This is a genomic window from Pseudomonas sp. GOM7 (assembly GCF_026723825.1).
Lineage (GTDB): Bacteria > Pseudomonadota > Gammaproteobacteria > Pseudomonadales > Pseudomonadaceae > Aquipseudomonas.
In genome coordinates, this window is record NZ_CP113519.1 from 5,274,282 (window position 1) to 5,298,579 (window position 24,298).

Genomic DNA, 24,298 nt, shown 5'->3' on the forward strand with positions numbered 1-24,298 from the left:
CTACAGGCACGCCATTGCATTAAGGGAACAAGGACTGACTATCCCCCGGAAATCAAGGAGCTCGCATGGCTGTAAGCGACCTGATCCAACAAGCGCGCACCCGTTTCGGGCAGGCGCCCAGTGTGCTATTGCGCGCCGACGAGCCCACTGGAGAAAAACCCCGAGAACTCTTCGTTACCGATGAGCATACCGGGCATTATCTGGCCCTCAAGACCGGTGGTGATTCTGACAGAGGAATCGTAACTGGCACTCTAGGGGGAACGGTGTCAATTGCAATGGGGCTCTTCAGCTTTTTTTTGCAATTAGGGGTGAATGGGATGGTGTTGCAGTCACCTTACCTTTTGCCCTCATTTGTCTGCTTGCCCCTCTCGCTTGGGAGGTTAGTCGTCCGCTCCCACTGCCAATTCTCTTCAACCGCCGCACCCGAGAAGTCTATTTCGATCACAATGGCAAGCTGTACCACAGCCCTTGGGACGGTATACAGGCGCTGGCAGGCGAGTTTGTTATGGTTGGCCCACATACCGGTGGTATGCGAAATGCCTCACTGGAAATTCTCGTACGCCGCCTCGGCGAGCCCGAAAACGCGTTGCTGATAAGCCTTGGTCTACCGATGGGCAAAACCCTGCAAATGCAAAAAGGCCTATGGGAATGGCTACGCGCCTATATGGACAATGGTCCCTGGTTCGATGAGAACGGCCAGCGTAGCGACTCCGATGCATACGTAAAGGAAATGCTTTCTGCCCATACCAAACCCACAGGCTTTCTTGCCTTCCGGCGGCAAAAGATTGCTGACAAAAAAGCAGCCAACGAGGGCAAGAACTATCTGGAGTGGACTGATGCGGTTCTCTATCTGGGGCACCTGCTTTTCTACCCGATGAACTGGCTGCAAGAGTTCACCTACAACATCGCCAAGCGCCGCTCCCGTAATCGCTGGCCACAGATCGTCACAGAACGCCTACAGCAAAACGGTCCTACTACGCGCCTTATCGATTTGGAGCGTGAACGTGGGCTGGACGTATAAATCCATACATAAACATCAACGATGTCAAGGAAAGACCATGCAACAAGCCACCTGGAATCATGCCCAATACCTCAGCGTGCTGTCCTGGACAATGTTCAGTGCCGCCATCACAAGCGCACAGCTATTTCTTGTATTTTTCCCTTTTGGCAATCTGGATGAGTACGTGCTGGGTTGGCCTCTCGGACTATCGCTGACCGCAAACGCCATACTAGTTATTGCGTCCACTTTAGGTCGCCGCGACCAATATGTTCGTATCTCACTGACGGATAACGGAATCCAATATGCTGACGAATCCGAGTCCTACCGTCGCAACGAACTGCTTCGTGCCAGTGAAATCAAGAAGATCCGCGTTCGACGCAATCCATTCTTCAAATCACTGATGATCGACATGAAGGAAAACAACCAACGCTTCTTTCTGAGCAATGCGTCTATCACAGAGAATTTTTTGGCTGAAGCCAATGCGCTCATCAAGCAAGGAGCGGGCAACGTGCCGCAAGTCGACCTGCAAAAGGCGTAAGTTGCGACGGGAGGCAACCCTGCAGGGCACTTCAGTTTGACGGCCAGGACTTCACCCATACCACCGCCAAACGTTGCCCTGTAATCGCCGGCACAGATCGTCACAGAGCGCCCGCAACCCAGTGCCCCGGCCACACGGCTGATCGATTTGGAACGAGACATCGGATGGGATGTGTGAGGCGACCGAGCATCGCACTGAAGAGGTCACCCGATTAAGAGCCACAACCAGTCGATTGCAGCGTTTTTCGGCCCCTACCTCACATGACCACATAGCGCTATGAGTGCACTGATAAAGGTTTTCCCGGATAGCATTTTTACCGTCGATGACACTGGCAGCGTTTCAATGATCGAACGCCACTCTGCCACGTTCATGACCCATGTGTTGAGATGGGGCTGGTTAGTACTTCTTCTGGCTTTTATAGCGTCATGCCGGGTCGACGTTGCAGGGCTCACGGTCACATTGTTCTGCTTGTTGGGAGGATATCCGCTCATTGTGTTGGTAATCGCAAACTGGATATTTCCCGACACAACCTACGAGGCTCACTTCGACGCTGAGGGGCTTCATCTGGCCATCGGCCAAGCGCAAGACCTGACGGCCCATGCCAGTATTTTCGTTCCTTACCGGGAGATCGCTGAGCTGGTGACTCTTGACCATTATCGAAATATGGGCCGATACGGCACCACATGGATTCGTAGCTACATCATCAAAACGAAAGTGCCATACGGCGAAAAGCCTCACCTGCAAATCAACACCAAGCGCAGTGCGGAGTCGGTGTATTCCGTTTTGAATCGAGTCGCTCAACTGCCTGCGGCACAACACATCCGCATACCACCGATGGTCACCATTGGCGATCCACCCTTCAGTCCGGCAAGAAGACGCCAGCAGCGCGAAGAGCGTGAGAGGCGTCTACGCGGAGAGGTGTAATGGCTAGAGAGCACAAAGTTGCCGACGGACAGAACCCGGCCTAGATAGCGAAGTCCAGTCCCAGTGGAGCCTTCCGCCAGCGCGACCTGCGACGCCCCATCATCGAGATAATTTGCCGAGGTGCGAAAAGCATCAGGGCCGGAGCCGAACGCCTTTATTAGCTGCTTCGTGCCGAGCATGCGCCAACACGTTCAGCAGTATCAACAACCCCAGCATTCCCGCCCCAACGAACAACCCCTCATATCCCAGCGCCTTGGCCAGCAGCCCGCTGCTGGCGCCGACGACACCGGACAGCAGCACCTGTGCCGAAGCCTGCAGGGTGAAATCGGCGCCTTCGTGTTCGGGGCGGCACATGCGCATCATGGCGGCGAACAGGGCAACGGTGGACATGCCGTCGGCCACTTGCTCGAACAGGGTCACGGCATACACCAGCGCGGTATTGGCGCCCTGCCCCACCAGCAAGGCCAGGGCTGCTATGCCGATGGCCTGTAGGGCGCCGAACAGGATCAGTGCACGCAGCACGCCGATGCGGGCGTAGAGCAAACCGCCGAGCAAGGCGCCGCCGATGCCGGCCAGGCTGCTGATCAGGGTCAGTTGGCCGAGCGCTGCGGTGCTCCAGCCCTGATCCACCAGCATCGGCTTGAGCATCGGCGAGCCCAGCGAGTCCCCCAGCTTAAAGGTGAGCACCACCACCAACCACAGCAGCATGCCGGGCTGCGCCAGCAGGCCGCGATAGTGGTTCAGCAACAAGCGCGGGCCGAGGGCGCTTTCCGCCAGGGCGGGCTGAAAGGGCAGTACGCGACGTTCGGGGAACAACCAGATCGGCATGGTCATCAAGAGGATCAGGCCGGCCAGCAGGCCGAGTGCCAGGTTCCAGCCCAGCGGGTCGATCACCAGCAACAGGCCGCTGCCGCTGACGATCATGCCGACCTTGTAGCCGCCCACCTGCAGGCTGTTGCCCAGGCCACGCCAGCGCTCGGGTAGCAGGCGCACGGTGAGGCCGTCGGTGGCCACGTCCTGGGTCGCTGCCAGCAGGTTGATCAGCAGCAAAAGACCAAGCAGGCCCCACAGGCCGGCGCCGAACAGGGTTTGCGGAGCCAACAGCGCCAGCACGGCGACGCAACCGATCACCCCGCTTTGCAGCGGCAGGATCCAGCCACGGTGATGGCCCAGACGTCGCGATGCCAGGCGGTCGATCCAGGGTGCCCAGAGGACTTTCAGCAGCCAGGGCAGTGCCAGCAGTTTGAGCAGGCCGATCAGTGCCAGATCGACGCCGTGCTGGCGCAACAGTACCGGCAGAGCGTGGGCGATCAGCCCGGAGGGAAGGCCCTGCGCGCAATAGAGCGAGGCCAGCAGTACCAGTGTGGCGTTGGACGGGCGAGGTGCGGTGGGCGACATGGCGGGCGCTCGCGGCAAAAGCGCAAGCCTAGTGGTTTGCGCCGGCGAGCGGCAACGCGGCGATGGTTACAGTTCGTAGCTTGGCGGGTCGCGGCTGAAGCCCCTCCCACAAAGCCTCGCAAGCCCGTAGCCCGGATGCAATCCGGGGCCGCTTCAATTGCGGAACCTACACAGGGCCTGCCGCTGGATTCTCCAGTGCGTAAGGTGTATTCCGCCCTACAGACTATTCAGGCACTCGCTCAGGCCGTTCGCCAGATTCTGCAGCAGGTGTTCGTAGCCTTCGGCATTTACCGGCAGGGTGCCGCCCAGGGCATCGAGTTCCGCCAGCTTGACCGGCAGACCGGCAGTGAGGGTTTCGGCCAGGCGCGGGCGTAGCGGCGGTTCGCTGAACACGCAGCTCGGGCCGCTCTGCTGCAGGCGCTCACGCATGGCGGCGACGTGCTGGGCACCGGGCTGCACTTCGGTGAGCACACTGAATACGCCGGCATGCTTGAGGCCATAGGCGGACTCGAAGTAATCGAAAGCCTCGTGGAAGACGAAGTAGGGTTTGCCGTGCAGAGCCGTCATTTGCGGGCGAATACGCTTGTCGAGGGCGTCCAGGCGCAGCTCGAAGGCTTGCAGATTAGCGGCATAGCGCTCGGCATTGGCGGCATCCAGCTTGCTCAGGTCAGCCGCCATGCGTGCGGCGATCACCCGCGCATTGGCCGGCAGCAGCCAGAGGTGGGCATCCAGGCTGCCGGGGCGATGGTCGTGGTCATGACCCAGGTCAGCGCTGGGGTGTTCGTGCTCGTGCGCATCGTGGTCATGACCGTGCTCGTCATGGCTGTCGCCGAAACGGCGCAGGGTCATGCCTGGCAGGTCCTGCACGGCCACCTGCGGTTTGTCGCGGCTTTCCAGCACGCGCGGCAGGAAGGCCTCCATGTCCGGGCCGATCCAGTACAGCAGGTCGGCGTCACGCACGCGCCGTACGTCGGATGGGCGCAGCGCGTAATGGTGCGGTGATGCGCCGGGCGGCAGTAGCACTTCGGGTTCGCCGATGCCGTCCTGCACCGCTGCGGCGATCAGTTGCAGCGGCTTGATACTGGTCAGAACGCGCACCTCGGCCTGGGCGCTGGTGACAAAAAACAGGGCGATAAGACAGAAAAGACGCAACACGGGGCATACTCAAGCGGGATTGAACAGGTAACATAATAACGTCTCTTACCCGCGCCGTCCTTGCCCATGACCGACACACCCCTGGCTGCACGCCCACATGATCACTCCCGCTGCGTCAGCCATGCGCTGGCCGAAGCCGAAGCCATCTGCGCACGCCAGGGCCTGCGTCTGACCGCTCTGCGCAAGCGTGTGCTGGAGCTGGTATGGGCCAGCCACAAGCCGCTCGGCGCCTACGACATCCTCGGCGTACTGAGCGACGAAGATGGCCGCCGCGCCGCGCCACCTACCGTCTACCGTGCGCTGGATTTCCTCCTGGAAAACGGCCTGGTGCACCGCATCGCCTCGCTCAACGCCTTCGTCGGCTGCAGCCACCCGGAGCACTCGCACCAGGGTCAGTTCCTGATCTGCCGCGTCTGCCATGCCGCCACCGAGCTGGAGCAGCCGGCCATCAGCCAGGCCATAGTCGAGGGTGCCGCCGGCGTCGGTTTTGCCGTGGAAAGCCAGACCGTGGAAGTGGTCGGCCTGTGCGCGGGCTGCAAGGGCAAGGCATGAACGAAGCCTTGATCCAGCTCGAGGGCGTCGCGGTCAGCTTCAACGGCCAGGCGGTGCTCGACGACGTGCAACTGAGCGTGCGCCCTGGTGAGATCGTCACCCTGATCGGCCCCAACGGCGCCGGCAAGACCACCCTGGTGCGCGTGGTGCTCGGCCTGTTGCAGCCCGAGCGTGGCAGCGTGCGCCGAGCGCCACGCCTGCGTATCGGCTACATGCCGCAGAAACTCCATGTCGATGCCACCCTGCCGCTGTCGGTACTGCGCTTTTTGCGCCTGGTACCAGGCGTGGATCGCAAACGCGCGCTGGCGGCACTGGCCGAGGTGGGCGCCGAGCAGGTGATCGACAGCCCGCTGCAGAACATTTCCGGTGGCGAGATGCAGCGCGTGCTGCTGGCCCGCGCCCTGCTGCGCGAGCCGCAACTGCTGGTGCTCGACGAGCCGGTGCAGGGCGTCGACGTGGCCGGCCAGGCCGAGCTGTACCGGTTGATTTCGCGGCTGCGCGAGCGCCATGGCTGCGGCGTGCTGATGGTCTCGCACGACCTGCATCTGGTGATGAGCGCCACCGATCAGGTGGTCTGCCTCAACCGCCATGTGTGCTGCTCGGGGCACCCTGAACAGGTTAGCGGTGACCCGGCCTTCATAGAACTGTTTGGCCAGGACGCCAAGAGCCTGGCCGTCTATCACCACCATCATGACCACGATCACGACCTGCATGGCGGCGTGGTTCAGCCCGGCCTGACCATCCATGGCCCGGCCCACGTCCACGGCCCGAACTGTAAACACTGATGCCCGATTTTCTTCTCAACGCCCTGCTCGCCGGCCTGACGCTGGCCCTGGTGGCTGGCCCGCTCGGCTCCTTCGTGGTGTGGCGGCGTATGGCCTATTTTGGCGACACCCTGTCCCACGCCGCCCTGCTCGGCGTGGCCCTGGGCCTGATGCTGGACGTCAGCCCGACCCTCACGGTGACCGTCGGTTGCGTGCTGCTGGCCGTGCTGCTGGTGACCCTGCAGCAGCGCCAGCCGTTGGCTTCGGACACCCTGCTCGGCATCCTCGCCCACAGCACCCTGTCGCTGGGCCTGGTGGCGCTGAGCTTCATGCACGACGTGCGCATCGACCTGATGAGTTACCTGTTCGGCGATCTGCTCGCCGTCAGCCCCGCCGACCTGGCCTGGATCATGGGCGGCAGCGCGCTGGTGCTGGCACTGCTGGCCTGGCTGTGGCGGCCGCTGCTGGCGATCACCGTGCACGAGGAACTGGCGCGGGTCGAAGGCCTGCCAGTGGCGGCGATCCGCCTGGCGCTGATGCTGCTTATCGCCGTGGTGATCGCCGTGGCGATGAAGATCGTCGGCGTGCTGCTGATCACCTCCTTGCTGATCATCCCCGCCGCTGCCGCCCAGCGCCATGCGCGCACGCCGGAGCAGATGGCCGTGGGCGCCAGCCTGCTCGGCCTGCTGGCGGTGTGCTGCGGCCTGGCGCTGTCCTGGTATCAGGACACCCCGGCCGGGCCGTCCATCGTGGTCAGCGCCGCGGGCTTGTTCCTCGCCAGCTTCGCCCTGCCCAGACGCAACGCCTGAAGCCTCGCCGCCCAGGTTTGCACAGCCCGCGCCGCCGAGCGGCATGAAATCGCACGGGCAACAGGGTATGATTGCGCGTTTTTTGCACAACACGAGACGCACACGCATGAAGTCGTTCGTTCTTCGCGGCCTCGCACTCGGCCTCGCACTGCTGCTGGCCGCCTGCCAGAGCACGCCTGCGCCCGTCGATACGCTGGCCCCGGCCTTGCAACAGATCGAGCAGAGCCTTGCACAGGCGAAGCTCGACAGCGCCCGCGAGCAGCTTGCCGCACTCCAGGCGCAGGCCGGTCAGGACGCGCGCGTGCGGCAGTACCAGCGGCGACTGGCCGACGCCTATATGCAGCAAGGCCGTGAGGCCTTGCAGCGCGGCGATCTGGATGCCGCCGCCAAGGCCATCGGCCAGGCACGCAGCCTGCTGCCCGACGCGCCGGCCCTGGGCAGCGACGTGCGCCAGACGCTGGAACAGGCTCGGCAATGAGCCTGACCAGGCTTAATTTCATTTTGAAATAACCATAGGCCAACAAAGATTTTCTCGGCCTAAAAATCGCCGGGTAAACTAGCGCCCTTTTGCGCCCATCCGGCGCCGATCGGCCGCTTTGCATCCCAGAACCCGGCCCTGAACACACCCAAAAGGTCGTTCGCGTGATCCAGTTTCAATCCGTCCACAAGGCCTACCGCGTCGCCGGCCGCGAGACTCCGGCACTACAGCCCACCACGCTGCAGATCGGCAGCGGCCAGGTATTCGGCATCATCGGCCACTCCGGCGCCGGCAAGAGCACCCTGCTGCGCCTGATCAACCGCCTGGAAGATCCTTCCGGCGGGCGCATCGAGATCGACGGCGTCGACGTCACCGCTCTCGATAGCACAGGCCTGCGCCGCTTCCGCCAGCAGGTCGGGATGATCTTCCAGCACTTCAACCTGCTGTCGTCGAAGACCGTCGCCGACAACATCGCCATGCCGCTGCGCCTGGCTGGCGAGCTGAGCCGCGCCGAAATCGACACCCGCGTCGCCGAACTGCTGGCCCGCGTTGGCCTGCAGGATCACGCCCACAAGTACCCGGCCCAGCTCTCCGGCGGGCAGAAGCAGCGCGTCGGCATCGCCCGCGCGCTGAGCACCCGACCGAAGATTTTGCTGTGCGACGAAGCCACCAGCGCTCTCGACCCGCAGACCACCACTGCCGTGCTGCAGTTGCTGGCCGAGATCAACCGCGAGCTGGGCCTGACCATCGTGCTGATCACCCACGAGATGGACGTGATCCGCCGTGTCTGCGACCGCGTGGCGGTAATGGACGCTGGCGTCATCGTCGAAGAAGGCCCGGTGACTGACGTCTTCCTGCACCCGCAGCACGCGACCACGCGGCGTTTCGTGCAGGAGTCCGAGCACATCGACGAATCCGGGCAGCGCGACGATTTCGCCCATGTCGCTGGCCGCATCCTGCGCCTGACCTTCCGTGGCGAAGCCACCTACGCCCCGCTGCTGGGCACCGTGGCCCGCGAAACCGGGGTGGACTACAGCATCCTCGCCGGGCGCATCGATCGCATCAAGAACAGCCCCTACGGCCAGCTCACCCTGGCCCTCACTGGAGGCGACATCGACGCCGCCCTGGCGCGCTTCGAGGCCGCCGAGGTTGATATGGAGGTACTGCGCTGATGCTCGAACAACTGCTGCCCAACGTGTTCTGGCCGGAAATCTGGCAGGCCAGCCTCGACACCCTGAACATGCTGCTCGGCTCGATGCTGTTCACCGTGCTGCTCGGCCTGCCGCTCGGCGTATTGCTGTTTCTCACCAGCCCGCGTCAGCTATTCGAGCAGTCGGTGCTGTACGGCCAGTTGTCGCTGGTGGTGAACATCCTGCGCTCGGTGCCCTTCGTCATCCTCTTGATTCTGATGCTGCCGCTCACCGAGCTGGTGGTCGGCACCTCGCTGGGGGTGGCCGGTGCCATCCCCCCGTTGGTAGTGGGTGCCACACCGTTCTTCGCCCGCCTGGTAGAAACCGCGCTGCGCGAGGTGGATCGCGGCATCATCGAGGCAACCCAGGCCATGGGTGCCAGCACCTGGCAGATCATCACCCGTGCGCTGCTGCCCGAGGCCCTGCCCGGCCTGCTCGCGGCCACCACCGTCACCGCCATCACCCTGGTCGGCTACACCGCCATGAGCGGCCTGGTAGGTGGCGGTGGCCTGGGTGATCTGGCGGTACGCTACGGTTACCAGCGCTACCAACCGGATGTGATGACCGTGACGGTGATCCTGCTGCTGATTCTGGTGCAGGTGCTGCAGATGGTCGGGGATCTGCTGGTGGTGCATTTTTCTCGCAAGTAATCACGACAAGCGGCGACTCGCCACCCGCGAGACCCGCGCCAACCGTCCCAAAAGGAACCTTGAAATGAAGAAACTGCTGACTGCCCTGGCCGCCTTCGCGGCCTTCTCGGCCCAGGCCGAAACCCTCAACGTTGCCGCCACCCCGGTACCGCACGCGGAAATCCTCGAATTCGTCAAACCGGCCCTGGCCAAGGAAGGCGTGGAGCTGAAGGTGCGCGTGTTCACCGATTACGTGCAGCCCAACCTGCAGGTGCAGCAGGGCAACCTGGACGCCAACTTCTTCCAGCATCAGCCGTACCTGGACGAGTTCAACGCCAGCCGCAAGACCGATCTGGTCAGCGTCGCGGGCGTGCATGTCGAGCCCTTCGGCGCCTACTCCAGCAAGATCAAGAGCCTCGACGAGCTGCCGCAAGGCGCCATCGTCGCCATCCCCAACGATGCCACCAACGGTGGCCGTGCCCTGCTGCTGCTGCAGAAAGCTGGGGTGATCAAACTCAAGCCGGATGCCGGCATCCTCGCCACGCCGAAGGACATCGTCGAGAACCCCAAGGCCATCAAGGTGCGTGAACTGGAAGCGGCCACCCTGCCGCGCGTGCTGAGCCAGGTTGATCTGGCCCTGATCAACACCAATTACGCCCTGGAAGCCAAGCTGAACCCGACCCAGGACGCGCTGGCCATCGAAGGCAGCGACTCGCCCTACGTGAACATCCTGGTGACCCGCGCCGACAACAAGGACAACGCCGCCGTGCAGAAGCTGGTCAAGGCGCTGCACAGCGCCGAGGTGAAGCAGTTCATCGAAGAGAAGTACAAGGGCGCCGTCGTACCGGCGTTCTGATTGCCACTGACAGCCTTCGCCCTACCTGATGCCGCGCCGCTGCCAAGCCGCGCGGCATTTTTATGCGCGGAATGTGTCGGCGAACCCTAGGGTGCGCCATGCGCACCAAGCCCACCTCGCCAGCATCCCGGATTGCATCCGGGCTACGGTAATCCGCAACCCTCGGTGCGCACAGCGCACCCTATCCGGCTGGCTGCTCATGACGGGATAAAGCGCAATACGCCGGCTTGCCGCGCCCCCGCTCCCGTCGGGTCGTCACTGGGATGGGCGATGCCATCGGTGACCGGCACCTCGGCGAAATCGAACGGGCTGATGCCCTCCAGACAGGCGACGTTGACGCCGTACTGATGGGGATTGGAGCGGCGCCGGTGGTGGGTGTAGATGCCGCAGCGCGAGCAGAAGAAGTGCTCTGCGCTCTTGGTATTGAAGCGATAGGACGTCAGCAGTTCTTGACCCTGAAGAATACGCAAGCCGGCCAGCTCGGCCGAGACCGCCACCGCCCCGCGCATCCGGCAGTAGGAACAGTTGCAGCGCCGCGCGCTGTGCAAGCCATCGCTCAAGGTCACGTGAAAGCGCACACCGCCGCAGTGGCAGGCGCCGTTGATCTCGCCGATATCCTTGTTCATCGCCGTCACCCCCTCAGTTCGATCGAACACAGAGCATAAGCCAAACATCGCTCGAACAGCGGGTGATGCAATTGCCCGTAGGGTGCGCCGTGCGCACCACAAGACCGCTGGTGCGCACAGCGCACCCTACCCGGCCTTGGGTTTCTCCGGCCGTGTCCAGATGAACAGCGCACCGCAACTCATGCCGACCGCGGCGAACAAGACCGATGGCCGGTGATCGACCGTCAGCAGCATGATCGCCAGCGCCGCCAGCATGCTGGCGCTGGCCAGCCACTTGCTGCGCCGGGCGATCCGGCCGCCATTCTTCCAGCCCCGCAGCAGCGGGCCGAATAGCCGATGCTGCTCCAGCCAGGCGGCCAGCCGTGGCGAGCTGCGCGATGCCGCCCAGGCGGCCAGCAGCACGAACTCGGTGGTGGGCAGGCCCGGCAGGATCACGCCGAGCATGGCCATGCCGATGCTCAGGTACGCCAACAGCAGCCACAGCCAGCGCTGCCAGGCGGCCCGAACCTGGGATGCCTCAGGCAAAGCAGCGCTCCAGGTGCTGGTTGAAGCGCTCGAAGGCAACGATGGCCGCAGCTTCAGCCAGACGTTCCTGCTCGGCATCCAGCTCGACGCTGTCGAGCACCGCCGTGAAGGCTTTCCAGCCTTGCGCCCGCCCACCCTCCGGCTCGCCCAGGTGGCGCGCGCCGAAGGTTTCGCTCAGGCCCAGCGCCGGCATGCGCTTGAGCAGAAAGGCCGCGCCGAGCTTGGAGCCTTCGGAGACGAACAACCAGGCCAGCGCTTCGCCAAGATCCATCTGCCGATCACGGATGCTGTCGTCGCCCTCGGGCAACGGGCGTTGCAGGTCGGCCAGATCCAGCACGGTCTGCTGCACGCGGCAGCGCTGCGGCAGGTCGGGGATCAGCCCGACCAGGCGAGGGTCCTGATAGAGGTTCTGCAAATCGCGCTGGAACAGGTATTGCGCCGCCACGAAATGGGCAAAGCGCTCGACGCTGGCAAAAGGCTCATGGCTTTTCACCCGGGCGTCGAGGCGGCTGTGCGGCTCGTGGGTGATGGCATTGAGGCGCTGCGAGCGCAGCGGGTGGAACAGTGCGGATGCGGTCATGATGGTTCCCCATGTATTCGATGAAATAAGGACGAATCACTCAGCCTTTGTCAGTAATCCGCACCTCACTGAAGTAACCGGCCAGGCGCTGCAAGTCCGTGACATCGAGCTGGCCGGCCAACTGGCGTAGCTGCAACCAGGCGCGCAGGTAGCCGTGCCGCGCCTCGGCCAGGTCGCGGCGGGCACCATGCAGTTGCTGCTCGGCGTCGAGCACGTCGAGGTTGACTCGCTCGCCGCCGGCCACGCTCCTGCGCGTCGCCGCCACCAGCGTCTCGGCCGCGCTCACCGCCAGGCGATAGGCACGTACGCGCGCGGCGGCGCTGTTGCACAGATTGAACTGCTGACGCAGGCGGGTGAGCACCTCGGCGGTCTGCGCATCCAGCTCGAAGCCGGCCTGCACATGGGCGGCCGTGGCCTGCCGGGTCGCCGCGCTCACCCCGCCACCGGCGAACAACGGCAGGCTGAGCTGGATGCCGATGCTGTCGGTGTCGTAGCGCTGGTTGTAGCTGCTCTCCGAATCGGAGTTGGTCAGGCGACTGTTGGCCACCAAGCTCAGGGTCGGCAGGTGGCCGGCACGCTGCTTCTCGATGCCCTGAGCCGCCACCTCGACGGCGCGCCGCTGCGCGGCCAGCTCGGCGTTGGCGGCCATGGCCAGGTCGCGCCAGGCCTCGAAACGCGCCGGCTGCGGCGGCTGGATGGGAAAATCCTCGAGCAGCGGCTGCAGGTCGCTGCGCGCCAGCGGCTCGCCGATGATGGCCTCCAGCGCGCGCAGGGCCAGGTCCAGGTCGTCCTGCGCCTGGATCAGTTCGGCCTCGGCCAGGGCCAGGCGCGCCTCGGTTTCCAGCGCATCGGTACGGGTGCCCTCGCCGGCCCGCAGCAGACGCTGGTTGAGCTGCAGGCGTTCGGCCAGCGCGCGGCGCTGGGCACGCGCCAGGGCGATGCGCTCGTCACTCAACAAGGCCTGGCTGTAGGCCTCGAAAAGGCGCACCGCCAGTTCCTGGCTGCGCGCGCGAAAGCGCTCGTCGGCCAACAAGGTGCGCGCCACGCCCTGGCGGTAATCGGCCCAGGCGGCGTAATCGAACAAGGGTTGCTGCAAGCTGAGCACCGAGGCGTAACTGCGGTAGTCGCGCTCGACGCGGCGCTCGCCGGCCGTCACCTGCGAGTCGTTACGCTGGTTGCTGTAGCTCCACGACAGCCGTGGCAGCAACCCGGCGCGGCCGATGGCCTGGTTCTCCAGGCCGGCATCGCGCTCGGCAATGGCAGCCTGGAAACTCGGGTCATGGCGCAGCGCCAGGGCATAGGCGTCGAGCAGGCCGAGGGCGTTTGCCGGCAGGGCACAGCACAACAGCAAGCAGAAGCACAGCAGGCGCACGCTCATTCCTCCGCCAGGGCCAGGTGGGTACGGTCGAGCAGCGGCTTGAACAGGTAGTTGAGCAGCGAGCGCTCGCCACTGCGGATAAAGGCCTCCACCGGCATGCCGGGGCGGATGCGCAGGCCGGCCAGTGGCTGCATGGCGTCTTCGTCCACGCGAATGCGGATGGCGTAGTACGGCTCGCCGCTGCGTTCGTCCTGCAGGCGGTCGGCGGAAACCAGCTCCAGGGTGCCAGCGACCCGTGGCGTGGTGCGCTGCTCGAAGGCGGTGAACAGCAGCTCCACCGGCAGGCCGGGATGCACCTTGTCCACCAGCGCCGGGCTCAGACGGCCTTCGACCAGCAGCGGTTGATCCTGCGGGACAATCTCCATCAGCGCCTGGCCGGGCGCGACCACACCGCCTTCGGTGAACACGCTGAGGCCGACCACCAGGCCGCTGGCCGGTGCCCGCAGCAGGGTACGCTGCAATTCGATCTCGACCCCGGCCAGGCGATGGTGCAGCTCCTCGCTGCGAATCTGCGCCTCGGCCAGTTGGCTGCGCACCTGTTCCTGAAACTGCTCGCGGCGCTGCGCGGCGCGCAGGCGCAGTTCGGCGATCTGCCGCTGCAACTGGCCGATGCGCCCGGCGTCGTCGGCCAACAGGCCGCTCAGCTCGGCCCGCTGGCGTTCGGCATCGAGCAGGCGATTGCGCGGGATGTACTGCTCGGCCGCCAGTTCGCGCAGGCCCAGCAGTTGCTCGTCGAGCACGCGCAACTGCGCTTGCTTGCTGCCATGCAGCGCACGCAGGCCACCCAGTTGTGCCTCGCTGCCGGCCAGGTTCTGCGCCAGGCCGTCGAGTTCCAGGGCCAGGGCCTGACGGCGGCTGGCGAACAACTGGCGTTGCAACTCCAGGCTGGCGAGCGCCAAAGGGTCATCCGCACGCGCCAGCAACCAGGGGTCGAAGTCGATGTCCGCCGCGCCATCGCGCTCGGCAGCCAGGCGCGCGGCGCTGGCGCGGCTACCGATCAGTTGCGCACGCAGAGCCTCGGCCTGTGCCTGCAAGGCCTGGTCGTCCAGCTCCAGCAGCGGCTGGCCGGCCTGCACCGCATCACCATCGCGGGCCAGGATGCGTCGCACCGTGCCGCCCGTGGGATGCTGCAGCGCCTGGCGGTTGCCGCTGACCATCACCGTGCCGCTCACCGGCACGCCCTTGTCCAACGGCGCCAGCGCGGCCCAGGCGAGAAAGCCGCCGAAGCCGGCGAGCAGCAGCCACCAGCCGAGCCGCGTCGGCGCCCGGGCATCGACCACATGCAGAGGGGGCAGCGAAACTGGCGCGCTCATCGTGGGCCTCCCGGCACGGCGCCATAGCTCATGCTCAGTGTCGGCGTGACACGCCGTACCGGTGCGTTCTGCGCCGCCGGGCGTGCGGCCTGCTGCAGGTCCTGCAGCACCCGGCTGGCCGGGCCGAAGGCCTGCATCTGCCCGCCGCGTAGCACCAGCAGTTGATCGGCGCCCGCGAGCAGTGCCGGGCGATGGCTGACCAGCACCAGGGTGCGGCCCTGTTCGCGCAAACGGTCTAACGCCGCCAGCAGCGCCTGCTCCCCTGCTTCGTCGAGATTGGCGTCAGGCTCGTCGAGCACGATCAGCGCCGGCAGGCCATAGACCGCGCGGGCCAGGCCGATGCGCTGCTTCTGCCCACCGGAGAGCCCGGCGCCGCCCTCGCCCAGGCGCGTGTCGTAGCCCTGCGGCAGGCGCAGGATCAGTTCGTGCACCCCAGCCATCTGCGCCGCGGCGACCACCTTGTCCGCCTCCACCTCGGCGAAGCGGGCGATGTTCTCGGCGATGCTGCCGGCGAACAGTTGCACGTCCTGCGGCAGGTAGCCCAGGTGTGGGCCGAGCGCGTCCTTGTGCCACTGCTGCAGGTCGGCGCCGTCCAGGCGCACCTTGCCGGCCAGCGGTGCCTGCGCCGCCACCAGCAGGCGCGCCAGGCTGGACTTGCCACAACCGGACGGGCCCAGCACCACCAGGCGCTGACCCGGCTCCAGGGCGAAGCTGACCCCGGCCAGCACCGGCGTGCGCGAGCCCGGCGCGCAGGCCGACAACTGCTCCACACGCAGGGCGCCACGCGGCGCCGGCAGGCTCATGCCGCAAGTGCGCGGCGGCTGCGCGCGGAGCAGATCGCGCAGGCGCTGGTAGGCCTGCTGCGCGCCGCTCCACTGTTTCCAGGCATTGATCAGTTGATCCAGCGGGCCGAGCACGCGCCCGGCGAGGATGGAGCCAGCGATCATCATGCCGGGGGTGATCTGCCCGTCCACCGCCAGCAGCGCGCCGAGGCCGAGCATCAGCGACTGCAAGGCCAGGCGCACGGCCTTGGACGCCGCGCTAAAGCCCGCGCCCTGCTCGCTGGCGTGGTTCTGCAGGTGCAGGAAGCGGCCATGCTCGGCCTGCCAGCGCTGACGCAGGCGCGCCAGCATGCCCATGGCCTCGGTGGCCTCGGCGTTGCGCAGGTGCGAGCTGGCCGCCTGGGTGGCCTGGATCGCCAGTTGCCCGGCCTCGGCCAATGGCGCGCGGGTCAGCCACTGGTTGCCCCAGGTCAGCGCCAGCAGCAACGCCGCACCGCCCAGCGCCAACCAGCCGAGCCAGGGGTGGAAGAGAAACAGCACGGCCAGGTAGAGCGGGAACCAGGGTGCATCGAACAGGGCGAACAGGGCGTTGCCGGTGGCGAACTGGCGCAGGCTGGTCAGGTCGTTGAGCGGCTGCGCGCTGCTGCCACGACCGAGGCGCAGGCTGGCATCGAAGGTGGCGTCGTAGACGCGCTCACCCAGGCGCTGGTCGATCTGCGCGCCGAGGCGAATCACCACCAGGCTGCGCACCCATTCCAGCAGGCCCATGAAGAGGTACAGACCAAGCGCCATCAGCGTCAGCATGGCCAGGGTCATGTGGTTGCCGGAGGCCAGTACGCGGTCGTAGACCTGCAGCATGTACAGCGCCGGCGCCAGCATCAGCAGGTTGATCACCGCGCTGAACGCGCCGACGCTGACGAAGCCGCGCCGGCAGGTGGCCAGCGCGGCGAGGATTTCATTGCCAGGTTGCATGCCGTAGCACCCCAGAAACGCCGCCTGCCGCGATTGACGCAGCAGGCCGCGAATGTCGAGAATTCCTTCGGCCACCGTGGCGCGAGTTGTTCAGGCCAGCACCACGGTAGTCGTTGCCGGCGGCCGGGAGAGCGATCTCCCCGCCGCCTTTTTCATCACCGCGCGATCAGGCCGCCATGGCCAGGTCGTCGGCCAGCTCCGCTACGCCGACCGTCTCGGCCGAGCTGCTGCTCAGCGGGCCGGCAGCCAGGGCGGCGGCGACCACGTCGAAGGTGTCGTCGGTGGACACGCCATAGGCGGCGAACAGCTCGTCCAGCACCGATTCCAGCGGCGCGGTGTTGCCCTGCATCAGGCCATAGATGGTTTCGTGCACTTCGTTGCCGGCACGGCCAGCACCGTAAGCGGCGGACAGATCCAGACCGCTGAAGGTGACCACGTAGTTGCTCAGGGTGAAATCGCTGCCCGAACCACCGCCAAGCACCTCGCCCAGGGAGACGTTGTCCAGTTCCCCGTAGAGGTAGTGGTTCTGGTTGCTGCTGGCCGGCAACAGCGGGTTGAACACGTAGTGCAGGCCATTGCTGGTGTCGCTGTCGGCGATGAAGGCGTAGTCCGAGCCATTGGCGCCGTGGGTGGCGTACTGGTCGCCACTGAATGTGCCGTTGCTGAAACCACCGGTGTTGCTCTGACCATGGCCGGCAGTGGCGAAGCCGCTCGTCCAGAAGGCCAGGTAATCGTCGATGGTGGAGCTGCCGAAAATCGGGTCGTAGGTAACGGAAACGCTCATGACAAGTCCTCGTGTGACAGGGTGTGTTGGACGCTGCTGCAACAGGCTGCAGCGCCTTTGCCCAACCTGGGCAAAGCCTTGCCCCGGCCCCTTGGCCGGGGCCGTTCAGAAGCGATACTCGAGCATCCCGGTGAGGGTGCGGCCACGGGCCAGGGACAGGTTGTTGGCATCGCCCATGGCGACGAAGTAGGCCTGGTCGGTGACGTTCTCCATCGACAGCGCCAGGTTCAGGCTGCTGGTCATCCAGTAACTGGCGTAGAGGTCGTAGACCTTGTACTGCGGCCAGAGCGCCTGATCGATCTGCGAGTAGGAGTGGTTGTCGAGGTTCTCGCCATTGCCGGCGCTGTAACGCAGGCGCGCGCCCAGATCCAGGCGTCTGTCGAGAAAGCGCATGCCCAGGGTCAGCGAGCCGCGATCAGCCGGCATGTAGGCGGCATTGCCCATGATGTGATTGCAGGAAACCTGCTCGTTCAGCGCCTCGTTGGGCTGCGCCTCGTAGAGGGGCCGCCGCACCGGAATCAGGCGCGTCCCGACGCGGATGAAGGTGGTGACGGTGCCCACCTGCACACGCTTCTGCGCCCCGCCCAGGTAGAAGTCCTTCGAGCAGAACTCGTTGCTGCCGATCATGTGGGTGTAGCTGAGCTGCGCGTAGTAGTCACCGGCGTCGTAATCGAGGTTGTACTCGACACCGCGAAAGCGCGTCTGCTTCAGGTTGTTCTGGTAGGCCGAGCGGCCAAGGGCCGTGCCGCCCACCGTAGCTCCCGGCACGCTGACGTTGATATCCATGAAGGAGAAATCGTCGATACGGGTATCGAAATAGGCCACCTTGATACCCAGGCGGTCGCCGTCACGCAGCAAGGATTCCTTGAAGACGTTGAAGCCGGCCTCCCAGTTGTACGAGCGCTCCGCTTCGAGGAAGGGGTTGGGATAGACCATCTCGTTACCGCCGCCATGAGGGCGGCCAGACATGAAGGCCTCGGTCACAGCCGGTGGACGCCAGCCCTTGCCCCAACGGGTGTAGAGCTGCAGCCAGTCCACCCCCGGTTTGATCGCGAGGCCCAGGGTCGGCGAAAAACGTCCCTCTTCACGATCCACGTCATAGACCAGCGAGCGCTCCACATTGTTGCTGGCGGTGAACTGGCCCTCGGGCAGCATCCACCCCGTAAGGCCCGTGTCGCCCTCCAGGCGATAGCGGTCGTAGCGCAGCCCGGCATCAAGCGTCAGCCACTGCTCGTAGTCGTAGATCACCTGGCCGAACAGGCTGGCCAGGGTGCGCTCGCCCTCCGGCGTGGCGCCCTTGATATAGGGGTAGGCCGTTTCGTTGGTCGAGGGGGTACGTGCGGTCGAGGGCTTGAAGCTGTCGCGGAACAGTTCGCTGCCATAGGTGAAGGCGAACTGGTGCGCGTCGCCCAGGTAGAAGCGTGAGGTGTTCTGCAGTTGCAGGCCCCAGGTATCGGTACGGTACTTGTCGCTGTAGTCGGGGTACCAGTTGCCGCTGCCCGGGCTGGCCGCGCTGCCGGCATTCCAGCGATCCTGGCGGGTGCTGACGTAATAGAGCTTGGCCTTGAAATCGATCAGGTCGTTGTCGGGGCTGTAGCTATAGTCCAGCGCGGTGTTGCGGGCGATCACGTCGCTGGTGCCCTGGCGGCGGTAATAGGTGCTCTGGTTGTCATCAGCGATATAGGCCCAGGCATCCTTGCTGTCGGTGTCGTACTCCATGTAACTCAGTTGCAGGCGCTGATCCGTCGGCAGATTCAAGCCCAGCTTGAACAGGCGCGAGCGGGTCACGCTGTCCATTTCCCCCACCTCGGACTCCAGCCAGTCCTCCCAGGCGCGCGGCGCGATAGTGCGAATGCGGATCTCGCTGCCGAGGTTGTCCTTGTCCTGGGTACCGGCGCGATAGTCACCGAAGTGACGCTCGCTGACGCCCAGCAGCACGTCGCCTATCTCGTTGCCGAAGGCGAACAGGGCGCTGCCGTTGAAGTAGGTGCCATTGCCCAGTTCGCCGATGCCATGCCCGCCGCGCAGACGCCCACCGTATTCCTTGCCCTCGCCGAGGAACTCGCGCGCCTCGACCGAGTTGAACGAAGCGATGCCGCCCAGCACCCCGGCGCCGCCCATGCCGGCGCTGGTACCCTTGTAGATCTCCACGCTGGAGATGAATTCGGGATCGACGAACATCACCCCGTTACGCTGCTGGTGGCCGTTGACGCTGAAGTTCTGGCGCATGCCGTCGACGTTCATGTTGACCCGGCCATAGTCCTGCACGCCGCGGATGTTCACCGACAGGCCAGGGTCGCGCTGGTTGACGGCGGTGTAGACGCCGGAGGTTTCCTCGAGCATGTCGGCGGCATGCCGGGGCGGGCGCCGGTCGATCTGCTCGCGGTCGATCACCGCCACCGAGCGCGGCTTGAGGTAGGTTTCCTGGCGTTCGCTGAGCCACTGGCTCTGCACGTTGGTGGGTTGCAACTGCAATGCCTGCTCGGCGCCCACGCCCCGGCGGATCAGGGTAACCTGCTGCGCGCCGTCGAAGCGGTAGTCCACCGGCGCGCTGCCGAGCAGGCGGCGGAGGCCCTCATCGAGCGAGTAGCGCCCTTTCAGCGGCGTGCTGGCCAAGTCCTGCAGGCGCGCGCTGTCGAAGAACACCTGCACCCCGGCCTGCTCGGCGAAGGCCAGGGCGGCGCGATCCAGCGGCTGGGCGGCGATATCGAAGGCCACCAGTTGATGCTGGGTGCTGGCCGCCTCGGCTGCCGGCTGGGCAGCGAAGGCAAGGCCGTTCATGGCCATGGCAACCCCCAACGCGACACCGCCAAGCAGCGGCAGCGAGCCGCCCCGGCGCCGGGTGGGAGGTACTACGCGACGACTATGACTCACGACTGACTCCATTCCGTTGTTGTTAATGAAAATCACTAACAACAAAGACGCGCGATGCGTGGAAAGTCAGTAAGGCAATCTGGAAAATTTTTGATGGTTCGTTTCTGGTGAGGGGAGATGCTTGATTGATACCGGACTGGCAAGTTTGTGTGTTGGTTCGTTGAGTGTCTTGGACGCCGCTTTGGGTGTCTTCAGATAGTCCGGGTTTCGCCCCCTCGGGCGACTCACTTTTCTTTGAAATCGGATTGCCGCCCAGCGCAAAGAAAAGTAAGCAAAAGAAACGCACCCCCGCCATCCGGCCCCGGCTGCGCCGGGGTTCGTTCGTTCCATCATTGCTCCGAGGGCCCGACCGGATGCGGCCCACCGACGAAGGGCCATCCCTGGCCAGTCGCGGCTCTCGCGGCATCCATGCCGCTCAACCCTCTACACAACGATTCCACTCACCCTCCTGAAGGGGGACATTCGCGCGCCTGAACGAACCGGCATTCCAAGGTACGCCTGGCGTGTTCTGGTAGCTGTAAAGTTGCGATGTGGCCGTCGAATTAAACCAATACTTTCATTCGCGCAGTTTCATGTATTGAACAGCTTGCCGGCTTGCAGCCGGCATTCAGGTCAGCCCTAAGGCTGACCAATGTTCAAGCACTCCGTGCTACTTCTGGGTTACCTCGCGTTCAGGCGCGTGCAGAGCCCGCCCAGGAGGGCGAACGGAGTCGTCGTGGAAGAGGTTGAGCGGCATGGATGCCGCGAAAGCCGCGATGGGCCAGGGATGGCCCACCGCGGCGGGCCTCTGGAGCGGCGATGGAGTGAGCGAACCCTCGCGCAGCGAGGGCCGGATGACCGGGCGGAGGGTTTTGGTTACTTTTGCCCCGCAAAAGTGACTCGCCCGGGAGGGCGAAACCAAAAACATCAGCAAAAACGCGGCAATTCGGAACAGGCACCAGAACAACTCACACCGTATTGCCAGCCCGGTATCAAGCCTGATCGCCCAAAGAAACCACGCCCCCAATTCTCCCTGCCGTTTTCGAGCGAGCCGCACCGGCCTCAGTAGAGCAGACTGACTCCCAGCAACTCACGATGCTGCAGATGCATCTCCCGCGTCAGGGTGGCCAAGGCGGCGTCCAGCCCGTCAAGGCGGAAAACCCCACTGACCTCACGCTGCGCCAGCGCATCATCACCGATGAAGATATGACCCGGCCGATACCGGTTGATCCGTTCGATCACCTGCCCCAGCGGCTGGCGGTCGAAGATCAATAGCCCCCGTTGCCAACTGGTGGTGCGCGGCAGGTCGAGCGCCAGGTCATGCAGGCCCTGGGCGTCGTAGCACAGGCTGTGACCTTCCTCCAGGCGCCGCTGCTGGCCCATGGCGCTCACCTGCACGGCATGTTCGAGCACGCCCACCCGCGTTTCGTCCGCTTCGCGCTGCACCAGAAAGCGCGTACCCAGGGCCTGGACGCTGCCGCCGGCCGCCGCGACGACGAAGGGTCGGTCGGCCTGCGGCGCGACCTGGAAGATCGCCGCCCCGGCGAGCAGCTCGACCCGGCGCTGGCCGCTGGAATAATCCAGGCGGATGGCACTGGCGCCGTCCAGAGTCACTTCGCTGCCATCTTCCAGGGTCAGGCTGCGCACCTCACCAGCGGCGGTGCGCTGATCGGCCAGCAGCGGCAGGAGCAGCCGTTCGCTCTGGCCCAGACCCAACCCGCCGAGCAGCAGCGCCAGACAAGCCGCCGCCCCCCAGCGGCGCAGGCGCGCAGGCCGGCGCGGTCGAGCGCGCCGGCCGGGCGCAACGGCAACCATGGGCGGCGTGGCCGGTAAGCGACCCAAAGCGGCCCAGGTGCGCTGGGCCACGGCCAGCGCTTCGACATGCCCGGCATCGGCCTGCAACCATTGTTGCAGCGCCTGCCGCTGGGCGTCGTCGAGCGGGGCATCGGCCAGCAGCACCGCCCACTCGGCGGCCACCTCGCGGACACTCCGCTGCTGTGGTTCTTGGCTAATCAGGCTCACTCTCGGATCTCGTTATGGGTCGTTGCGGGCTGGGCGGCGCAGGCCCCTTTCAGGTAATGACGCGCGACGGTGGATCTTACCGTAATGCTCCGTCATGCCCGCTCGTCGTCCAGGCACGCCATCACATGCGCCAGGGCACGGGCCAGGTGCTTTTGCACCGAGCTGTCGGAAATTCCCAGGGTCTGCGCTACCTGAGCGTGAGTCAGGCCGTCGATCCGGTTGAGGCGGAAGATGGCTTGGGTGCGTGGCGGCAGCTCGGCGATGGCGCGTTGCAGGCGCTCGACGCTCTGGGACGCGGCGGTGATGTCGTCCAGCGAGCTGCCGGCGGCCTCGACCTCATGCAGCACGTCCTCGCCGAGCAGATCGGTCTTGCGCCGGATCTGCTGGCGCTGGTGGTCGATCAGCAGGTTGCTGGCGGTGCGGTAGAGGTAGGCCGCCGAATTGTCGATGCGCTCGCCGGTGCGCTGCTCGGCCAGGCGCAGGAAGCTTTCCTGAGTGAGGTCGGCAGCCAGGTGCGGGTCACGGCTCTTGCTCAACAGAAAGCTGTGCAAGGCCTTGGCGTGCTTCTGGAACAGGCCTTTGAGATCCAAGTCCGACAATCGTGCATCCCTGGTCTTGGGCGAGAGGGAAATGCATCTTATTTTTATTGAGAACCATTTTCAATTCGTCGCATCAAGACAGTGCAGCAGACAATCCAGTGCGGGCTGACGCTGCGCCCGGCGCACCAGGGCCACCAGCTCGCGATGAAAGCTCAGCTCGCCCAGCTCGATCACCCGCACGCGCGTCGGCCGCTGCAACCACAGGCCAGCGCGCGGCACCAAGGCCACGCCCATGCCGTTCTCCACCAGGCGCACGATGGCCTCCACTTCGTCCAGCTCCAGGGCCTCGCGCACGTTCAGGCGCTGCTCGCGGAGAAAGCGGGTCACCTGGCGCCCGCCGAAGGAGGTGCGGTCGTAACGCACGAAGGGCTGCTCGGCGAGCAGTTGCAGCGGCTCGTCCCCCTTCACGTGCAAGGGCGCGATCAGCACGAAGGGCTCGCGCGCCAGGGGCACTTCCAGCACCTCCTTGGGCAGGGCGAAAGGCGGCTTGATCAGCAAGGCCAGATCCAGTTCGCCGGCATCCAGTTGGCTGAACAATTGCAGCGATACTCCTGGCACCAGTTTCAGCTCGACCAGCGGCGCGAGCTGGCGAAAACGCGGCAGCGCCTCAGCCAGCAAGCCGGTCTGCAAGGTGGCGATGGCGCCGACACGCAGCTCGCCCTGCCACTGATCGGCTGCCTGTGGCAGCGCCATCTGCGCGTACAGTGCGAGCATCTGCTCGGCCAGCGGCAACGCATGGCGCCCCGCTGCATTGAGCACGGCAGCGCGGCCGCTGCGGTCGAACAGGCGCACACCGAGGTGCTGCTCGAGCACGCGCATCTGCGCACTGACCGCCGATTGCGTCAGCCCCACCTGCTGGCCGGCGGCGGCGAAGGTGCCCAGGCGGGCGACGGTGATGAAGGTTTTCAGTTCGCGCAGCATCGCCACCCCATTGATCGAAAATATTTGAGCTTGCAAGCAAGAATATTCGCTTTCGATCGATTTCGCTGTTGGTAGGCTGGGCCGAAAACCCAACAGAGGAAATCCGTGATGGCCCTTGCACCCTTTCACCTGGCGATTCCCGTTCATGACCTGGCCGCCGCGCGGCACTTCTACCGCGAGCTGTTCGGCTGCGCCGAAGGCCGCAGCAGTGCGCATTGGGTGGATTTCGATTTCTTCGGCCACCAGTTGGTGATCCACGAGGCGCCGAAGATGGCCTATCAGGAGGCGGCCGCGAGCAACCCGGTGGACGGCCACGACGTGCCGGTGCCACATTTCGGCGTGGTACTGGCCTGGGACGACTGGCAAGCGCTGGCCGAGCGCCTGCGCAGCCGTGGGACGAAGTTCGTCATCGAGCCTTACGTACGCTTCCAGGGGCAAGTCGGCGAACAGGCCACCCTGTTCCTCCTTGACCCTTGCGGCAATGCCCTGGAGTTCAAGGCATTCAAGGACATCGGCCAGTTGTTCGCCAAGTGAGCCTGGCCCCTCTAAAAACTACCTCGGCTTTGGCTTCCTGCGTCGCTCTACCTCCTGCATCCATGCAGTCGTGCGTTGCCATCGCTGCGTTAAAAACAGCCTCGCGTGCGAGCCCA

At 65.0% G+C, this 24,298-nt stretch carries 24 protein-coding genes; 11 read left to right on the top strand and 13 right to left on the bottom strand.

Annotation, left to right across the window (positions count from 1 at the left end; translation table 11 throughout):
* Positions 1-505: 505 nt before the first annotated feature.
* From OU800_RS23480 to OU800_RS23490, 3 genes are all read left to right on the top strand, one after another.
* Positions 506-1,021, top strand: coding sequence for a hypothetical protein (locus OU800_RS23480; protein WP_268179929.1), 516 nt, complete (start codon positions 506-508; stop codon positions 1,019-1,021).
* Positions 1,022-1,058: 37 nt separating this feature from the next.
* On the top strand, positions 1,059-1,538 hold the full coding sequence (locus tag OU800_RS23485) for a hypothetical protein (protein WP_268179930.1): 480 nt from the start codon (positions 1,059-1,061) through the stop codon (positions 1,536-1,538).
* Positions 1,539-1,814: 276 nt separating this feature from the next.
* Positions 1,815-2,462, top strand: coding sequence for a hypothetical protein (locus tag OU800_RS23490; RefSeq protein WP_268179932.1), 648 nt, complete (start codon positions 1,815-1,817; stop codon positions 2,460-2,462).
* 132 nt (positions 2,463-2,594) lie between these two features.
* Here the strand turns inward: OU800_RS23490 and OU800_RS23495 are convergent, their stop codons facing one another.
* Both OU800_RS23495 and znuA read right to left on the bottom strand, forming a co-directional pair.
* The gene (locus OU800_RS23495; protein ID WP_268179933.1) at positions 2,595-3,860 is read right to left on the bottom strand and encodes an MFS transporter; all 1,266 of its coding nucleotides are present in this window, start codon (positions 3,858-3,860) and stop codon (positions 2,595-2,597) included.
* A 216-nt stretch (positions 3,861-4,076) separates the two neighbouring features.
* Positions 4,077-5,015, bottom strand: a complete 939-nt coding sequence (znuA, locus tag OU800_RS23500) for a zinc ABC transporter substrate-binding protein ZnuA (RefSeq protein WP_268179935.1) — start codon at positions 5,013-5,015, stop codon at positions 4,077-4,079.
* A gap of 66 nt (positions 5,016-5,081) precedes the next feature.
* On the opposite strand from znuA, the gene zur reads away from it, so the two are divergent.
* The 7 genes from zur to OU800_RS23535 all read left to right on the top strand — a co-directional run bounded on the left by zur (position 5,082) and on the right by OU800_RS23535 (position 10,293).
* Complete coding sequence (gene zur, locus OU800_RS23505) at positions 5,082-5,567, top strand: zinc uptake transcriptional repressor Zur (protein ID WP_268179937.1); 486 nt, start codon at positions 5,082-5,084, stop codon at positions 5,565-5,567.
* Complete coding sequence (znuC, locus tag OU800_RS23510; RefSeq protein WP_268179938.1) at positions 5,564-6,352, top strand: zinc ABC transporter ATP-binding protein ZnuC; 789 nt, start codon at positions 5,564-5,566, stop codon at positions 6,350-6,352. The genes zur and znuC overlap by 4 nt, the downstream gene beginning before the upstream one ends.
* Positions 6,352-7,140: a zinc ABC transporter permease subunit ZnuB gene (gene znuB / locus OU800_RS23515; RefSeq protein ID WP_268179940.1), complete on the top strand. Its 789-nt coding sequence runs from the start codon at positions 6,352-6,354 to the stop codon at positions 7,138-7,140. Before znuC ends, znuB begins: the two co-directional genes overlap by 1 nt.
* Before the next feature lie 106 nt (positions 7,141-7,246).
* Positions 7,247-7,618, top strand: coding sequence for a hypothetical protein (locus OU800_RS23520; protein WP_268179942.1), 372 nt, complete (start codon positions 7,247-7,249; stop codon positions 7,616-7,618).
* A gap of 164 nt (positions 7,619-7,782) precedes the next feature.
* The gene (locus OU800_RS23525; RefSeq protein WP_268179944.1) at positions 7,783-8,790 is read left to right on the top strand and encodes a methionine ABC transporter ATP-binding protein; all 1,008 of its coding nucleotides are present in this window, start codon (positions 7,783-7,785) and stop codon (positions 8,788-8,790) included.
* Positions 8,790-9,458 (top strand): methionine ABC transporter permease, encoded by a 669-nt coding sequence (locus tag OU800_RS23530; protein WP_268179946.1) that lies wholly within the window; start codon positions 8,790-8,792, stop codon positions 9,456-9,458. The genes OU800_RS23525 and OU800_RS23530 overlap by 1 nt, the downstream gene beginning before the upstream one ends.
* 64 nt (positions 9,459-9,522) lie before the next feature.
* Positions 9,523-10,293 carry a MetQ/NlpA family ABC transporter substrate-binding protein gene (locus tag OU800_RS23535; protein ID WP_268179948.1) on the top strand — a complete coding sequence of 257 codons (771 nt, stop codon included), beginning with the start codon at positions 9,523-9,525 and terminating at the stop codon, positions 10,291-10,293.
* 197 nt (positions 10,294-10,490) lie between these two features.
* Here the strand turns inward: OU800_RS23535 and OU800_RS23540 are convergent, their stop codons facing one another.
* The 11 genes from OU800_RS23540 to OU800_RS23590 all read right to left on the bottom strand — a co-directional run bounded on the left by OU800_RS23540 (position 10,491) and on the right by OU800_RS23590 (position 23,648).
* Positions 10,491-10,919 (bottom strand): GFA family protein, encoded by a 429-nt coding sequence (locus tag OU800_RS23540; RefSeq protein WP_268179950.1) that lies wholly within the window; start codon positions 10,917-10,919, stop codon positions 10,491-10,493.
* Between the two features lie 126 nt (positions 10,920-11,045).
* Positions 11,046-11,444 (bottom strand): YbaN family protein, encoded by a 399-nt coding sequence (locus OU800_RS23545; protein WP_268179953.1) that lies wholly within the window; start codon positions 11,442-11,444, stop codon positions 11,046-11,048.
* The gene (locus OU800_RS23550; RefSeq protein WP_268179954.1) at positions 11,437-12,024 is read right to left on the bottom strand and encodes a biliverdin-producing heme oxygenase; all 588 of its coding nucleotides are present in this window, start codon (positions 12,022-12,024) and stop codon (positions 11,437-11,439) included. Before OU800_RS23550 ends, OU800_RS23545 begins: the two co-directional genes overlap by 8 nt.
* A 40-nt stretch (positions 12,025-12,064) precedes the next feature.
* Entirely contained in the window at positions 12,065-13,402 is a 1,338-nt protein-coding gene (locus OU800_RS23555; RefSeq protein WP_268179956.1) for a TolC family outer membrane protein, read from the bottom strand.
* Entirely contained in the window at positions 13,399-14,715 is a 1,317-nt protein-coding gene (locus OU800_RS23560; RefSeq protein ID WP_268179958.1) for an HlyD family type I secretion periplasmic adaptor subunit, read from the bottom strand. The genes OU800_RS23555 and OU800_RS23560 overlap by 4 nt, the downstream gene beginning before the upstream one ends.
* Positions 14,712-16,469, bottom strand: a complete 1,758-nt coding sequence (locus OU800_RS23565) for a type I secretion system permease/ATPase (protein WP_268179960.1) — start codon at positions 16,467-16,469, stop codon at positions 14,712-14,714. Before OU800_RS23565 ends, OU800_RS23560 begins: the two co-directional genes overlap by 4 nt.
* A 166-nt stretch (positions 16,470-16,635) precedes the next feature.
* Entirely contained in the window at positions 16,636-17,253 is a 618-nt protein-coding gene (locus OU800_RS23570) for a heme acquisition protein HasA (RefSeq protein ID WP_268179962.1), read from the bottom strand.
* Between the two features lie 105 nt (positions 17,254-17,358).
* Complete coding sequence (locus OU800_RS23575) at positions 17,359-20,040, bottom strand: TonB-dependent receptor (protein ID WP_268184424.1); 2,682 nt, start codon at positions 20,038-20,040, stop codon at positions 17,359-17,361.
* A 1,128-nt stretch (positions 20,041-21,168) separates the two neighbouring features.
* Positions 21,169-22,119 (bottom strand): FecR family protein, encoded by a 951-nt coding sequence (locus OU800_RS23580; RefSeq protein WP_442964798.1) that lies wholly within the window; start codon positions 22,117-22,119, stop codon positions 21,169-21,171.
* 101 nt (positions 22,120-22,220) lie between these two features.
* On the bottom strand, positions 22,221-22,727 hold the full coding sequence (locus tag OU800_RS23585; protein WP_268179964.1) for an RNA polymerase sigma factor: 507 nt from the start codon (positions 22,725-22,727) through the stop codon (positions 22,221-22,223).
* 60 nt (positions 22,728-22,787) lie between these two features.
* Positions 22,788-23,648: a LysR family transcriptional regulator gene (locus OU800_RS23590; protein ID WP_268179966.1), complete on the bottom strand. Its 861-nt coding sequence runs from the start codon at positions 23,646-23,648 to the stop codon at positions 22,788-22,790.
* A gap of 108 nt (positions 23,649-23,756) precedes the next feature.
* On the opposite strand from OU800_RS23590, the gene OU800_RS23595 reads away from it, so the two are divergent.
* Positions 23,757-24,182, top strand: coding sequence for a VOC family protein (locus OU800_RS23595; protein ID WP_268179968.1), 426 nt, complete (start codon positions 23,757-23,759; stop codon positions 24,180-24,182).
* Positions 24,183-24,298: the final 116 nt, after the last annotated feature.

What these genes read in the sequence shown, in the direction of transcription:
- OU800_RS23530 (WP_268179946.1), top strand. Translation starts at nt 8,790, where the DNA reads ATGCTCGAACAACTGCTGCCCAACGTGTTCTGGCCGGAAATCTGGCAG.
- OU800_RS23485 (WP_268179930.1), top strand. Translation starts at nt 1,059, where the DNA reads ATGCAACAAGCCACCTGGAATCATGCCCAATACCTCAGCGTGCTGTCC.
- OU800_RS23535 (WP_268179948.1), top strand. Translation starts at nt 9,523, where the DNA reads ATGAAGAAACTGCTGACTGCCCTGGCCGCCTTCGCGGCCTTCTCGGCC.
- OU800_RS23575 (WP_268184424.1), bottom strand. Translation starts at nt 20,040, where the DNA reads ATGGCCATGAACGGCCTTGCCTTCGCTGCCCAGCCGGCAGCCGAGGCG.
- OU800_RS23540 (WP_268179950.1), bottom strand. Translation starts at nt 10,919, where the DNA reads ATGAACAAGGATATCGGCGAGATCAACGGCGCCTGCCACTGCGGCGGT.
- OU800_RS23495 (WP_268179933.1), bottom strand. Translation starts at nt 3,860, where the DNA reads ATGTCGCCCACCGCACCTCGCCCGTCCAACGCCACACTGGTACTGCTG.
- OU800_RS23590 (WP_268179966.1), bottom strand. Translation starts at nt 23,648, where the DNA reads ATGCTGCGCGAACTGAAAACCTTCATCACCGTCGCCCGCCTGGGCACC.
- OU800_RS23595 (WP_268179968.1), top strand. Translation starts at nt 23,757, where the DNA reads ATGGCCCTTGCACCCTTTCACCTGGCGATTCCCGTTCATGACCTGGCC.
- OU800_RS23480 (WP_268179929.1), top strand. Translation starts at nt 506, where the DNA reads ATGGTTGGCCCACATACCGGTGGTATGCGAAATGCCTCACTGGAAATT.
- zur (WP_268179937.1), top strand. Translation starts at nt 5,082, where the DNA reads ATGACCGACACACCCCTGGCTGCACGCCCACATGATCACTCCCGCTGC.
- OU800_RS23570 (WP_268179962.1), bottom strand. Translation starts at nt 17,253, where the DNA reads ATGAGCGTTTCCGTTACCTACGACCCGATTTTCGGCAGCTCCACCATC.
- OU800_RS23490 (WP_268179932.1), top strand. Translation starts at nt 1,815, where the DNA reads ATGAGTGCACTGATAAAGGTTTTCCCGGATAGCATTTTTACCGTCGAT.
- znuC (WP_268179938.1), top strand. Translation starts at nt 5,564, where the DNA reads ATGAACGAAGCCTTGATCCAGCTCGAGGGCGTCGCGGTCAGCTTCAAC.
- znuB (WP_268179940.1), top strand. Translation starts at nt 6,352, where the DNA reads ATGCCCGATTTTCTTCTCAACGCCCTGCTCGCCGGCCTGACGCTGGCC.
- OU800_RS23520 (WP_268179942.1), top strand. Translation starts at nt 7,247, where the DNA reads ATGAAGTCGTTCGTTCTTCGCGGCCTCGCACTCGGCCTCGCACTGCTG.
- OU800_RS23565 (WP_268179960.1), bottom strand. Translation starts at nt 16,469, where the DNA reads ATGCAACCTGGCAATGAAATCCTCGCCGCGCTGGCCACCTGCCGGCGC.
- OU800_RS23550 (WP_268179954.1), bottom strand. Translation starts at nt 12,024, where the DNA reads ATGACCGCATCCGCACTGTTCCACCCGCTGCGCTCGCAGCGCCTCAAT.
- OU800_RS23555 (WP_268179956.1), bottom strand. Translation starts at nt 13,402, where the DNA reads ATGAGCGTGCGCCTGCTGTGCTTCTGCTTGCTGTTGTGCTGTGCCCTG.
- OU800_RS23560 (WP_268179958.1), bottom strand. Translation starts at nt 14,715, where the DNA reads ATGAGCGCGCCAGTTTCGCTGCCCCCTCTGCATGTGGTCGATGCCCGG.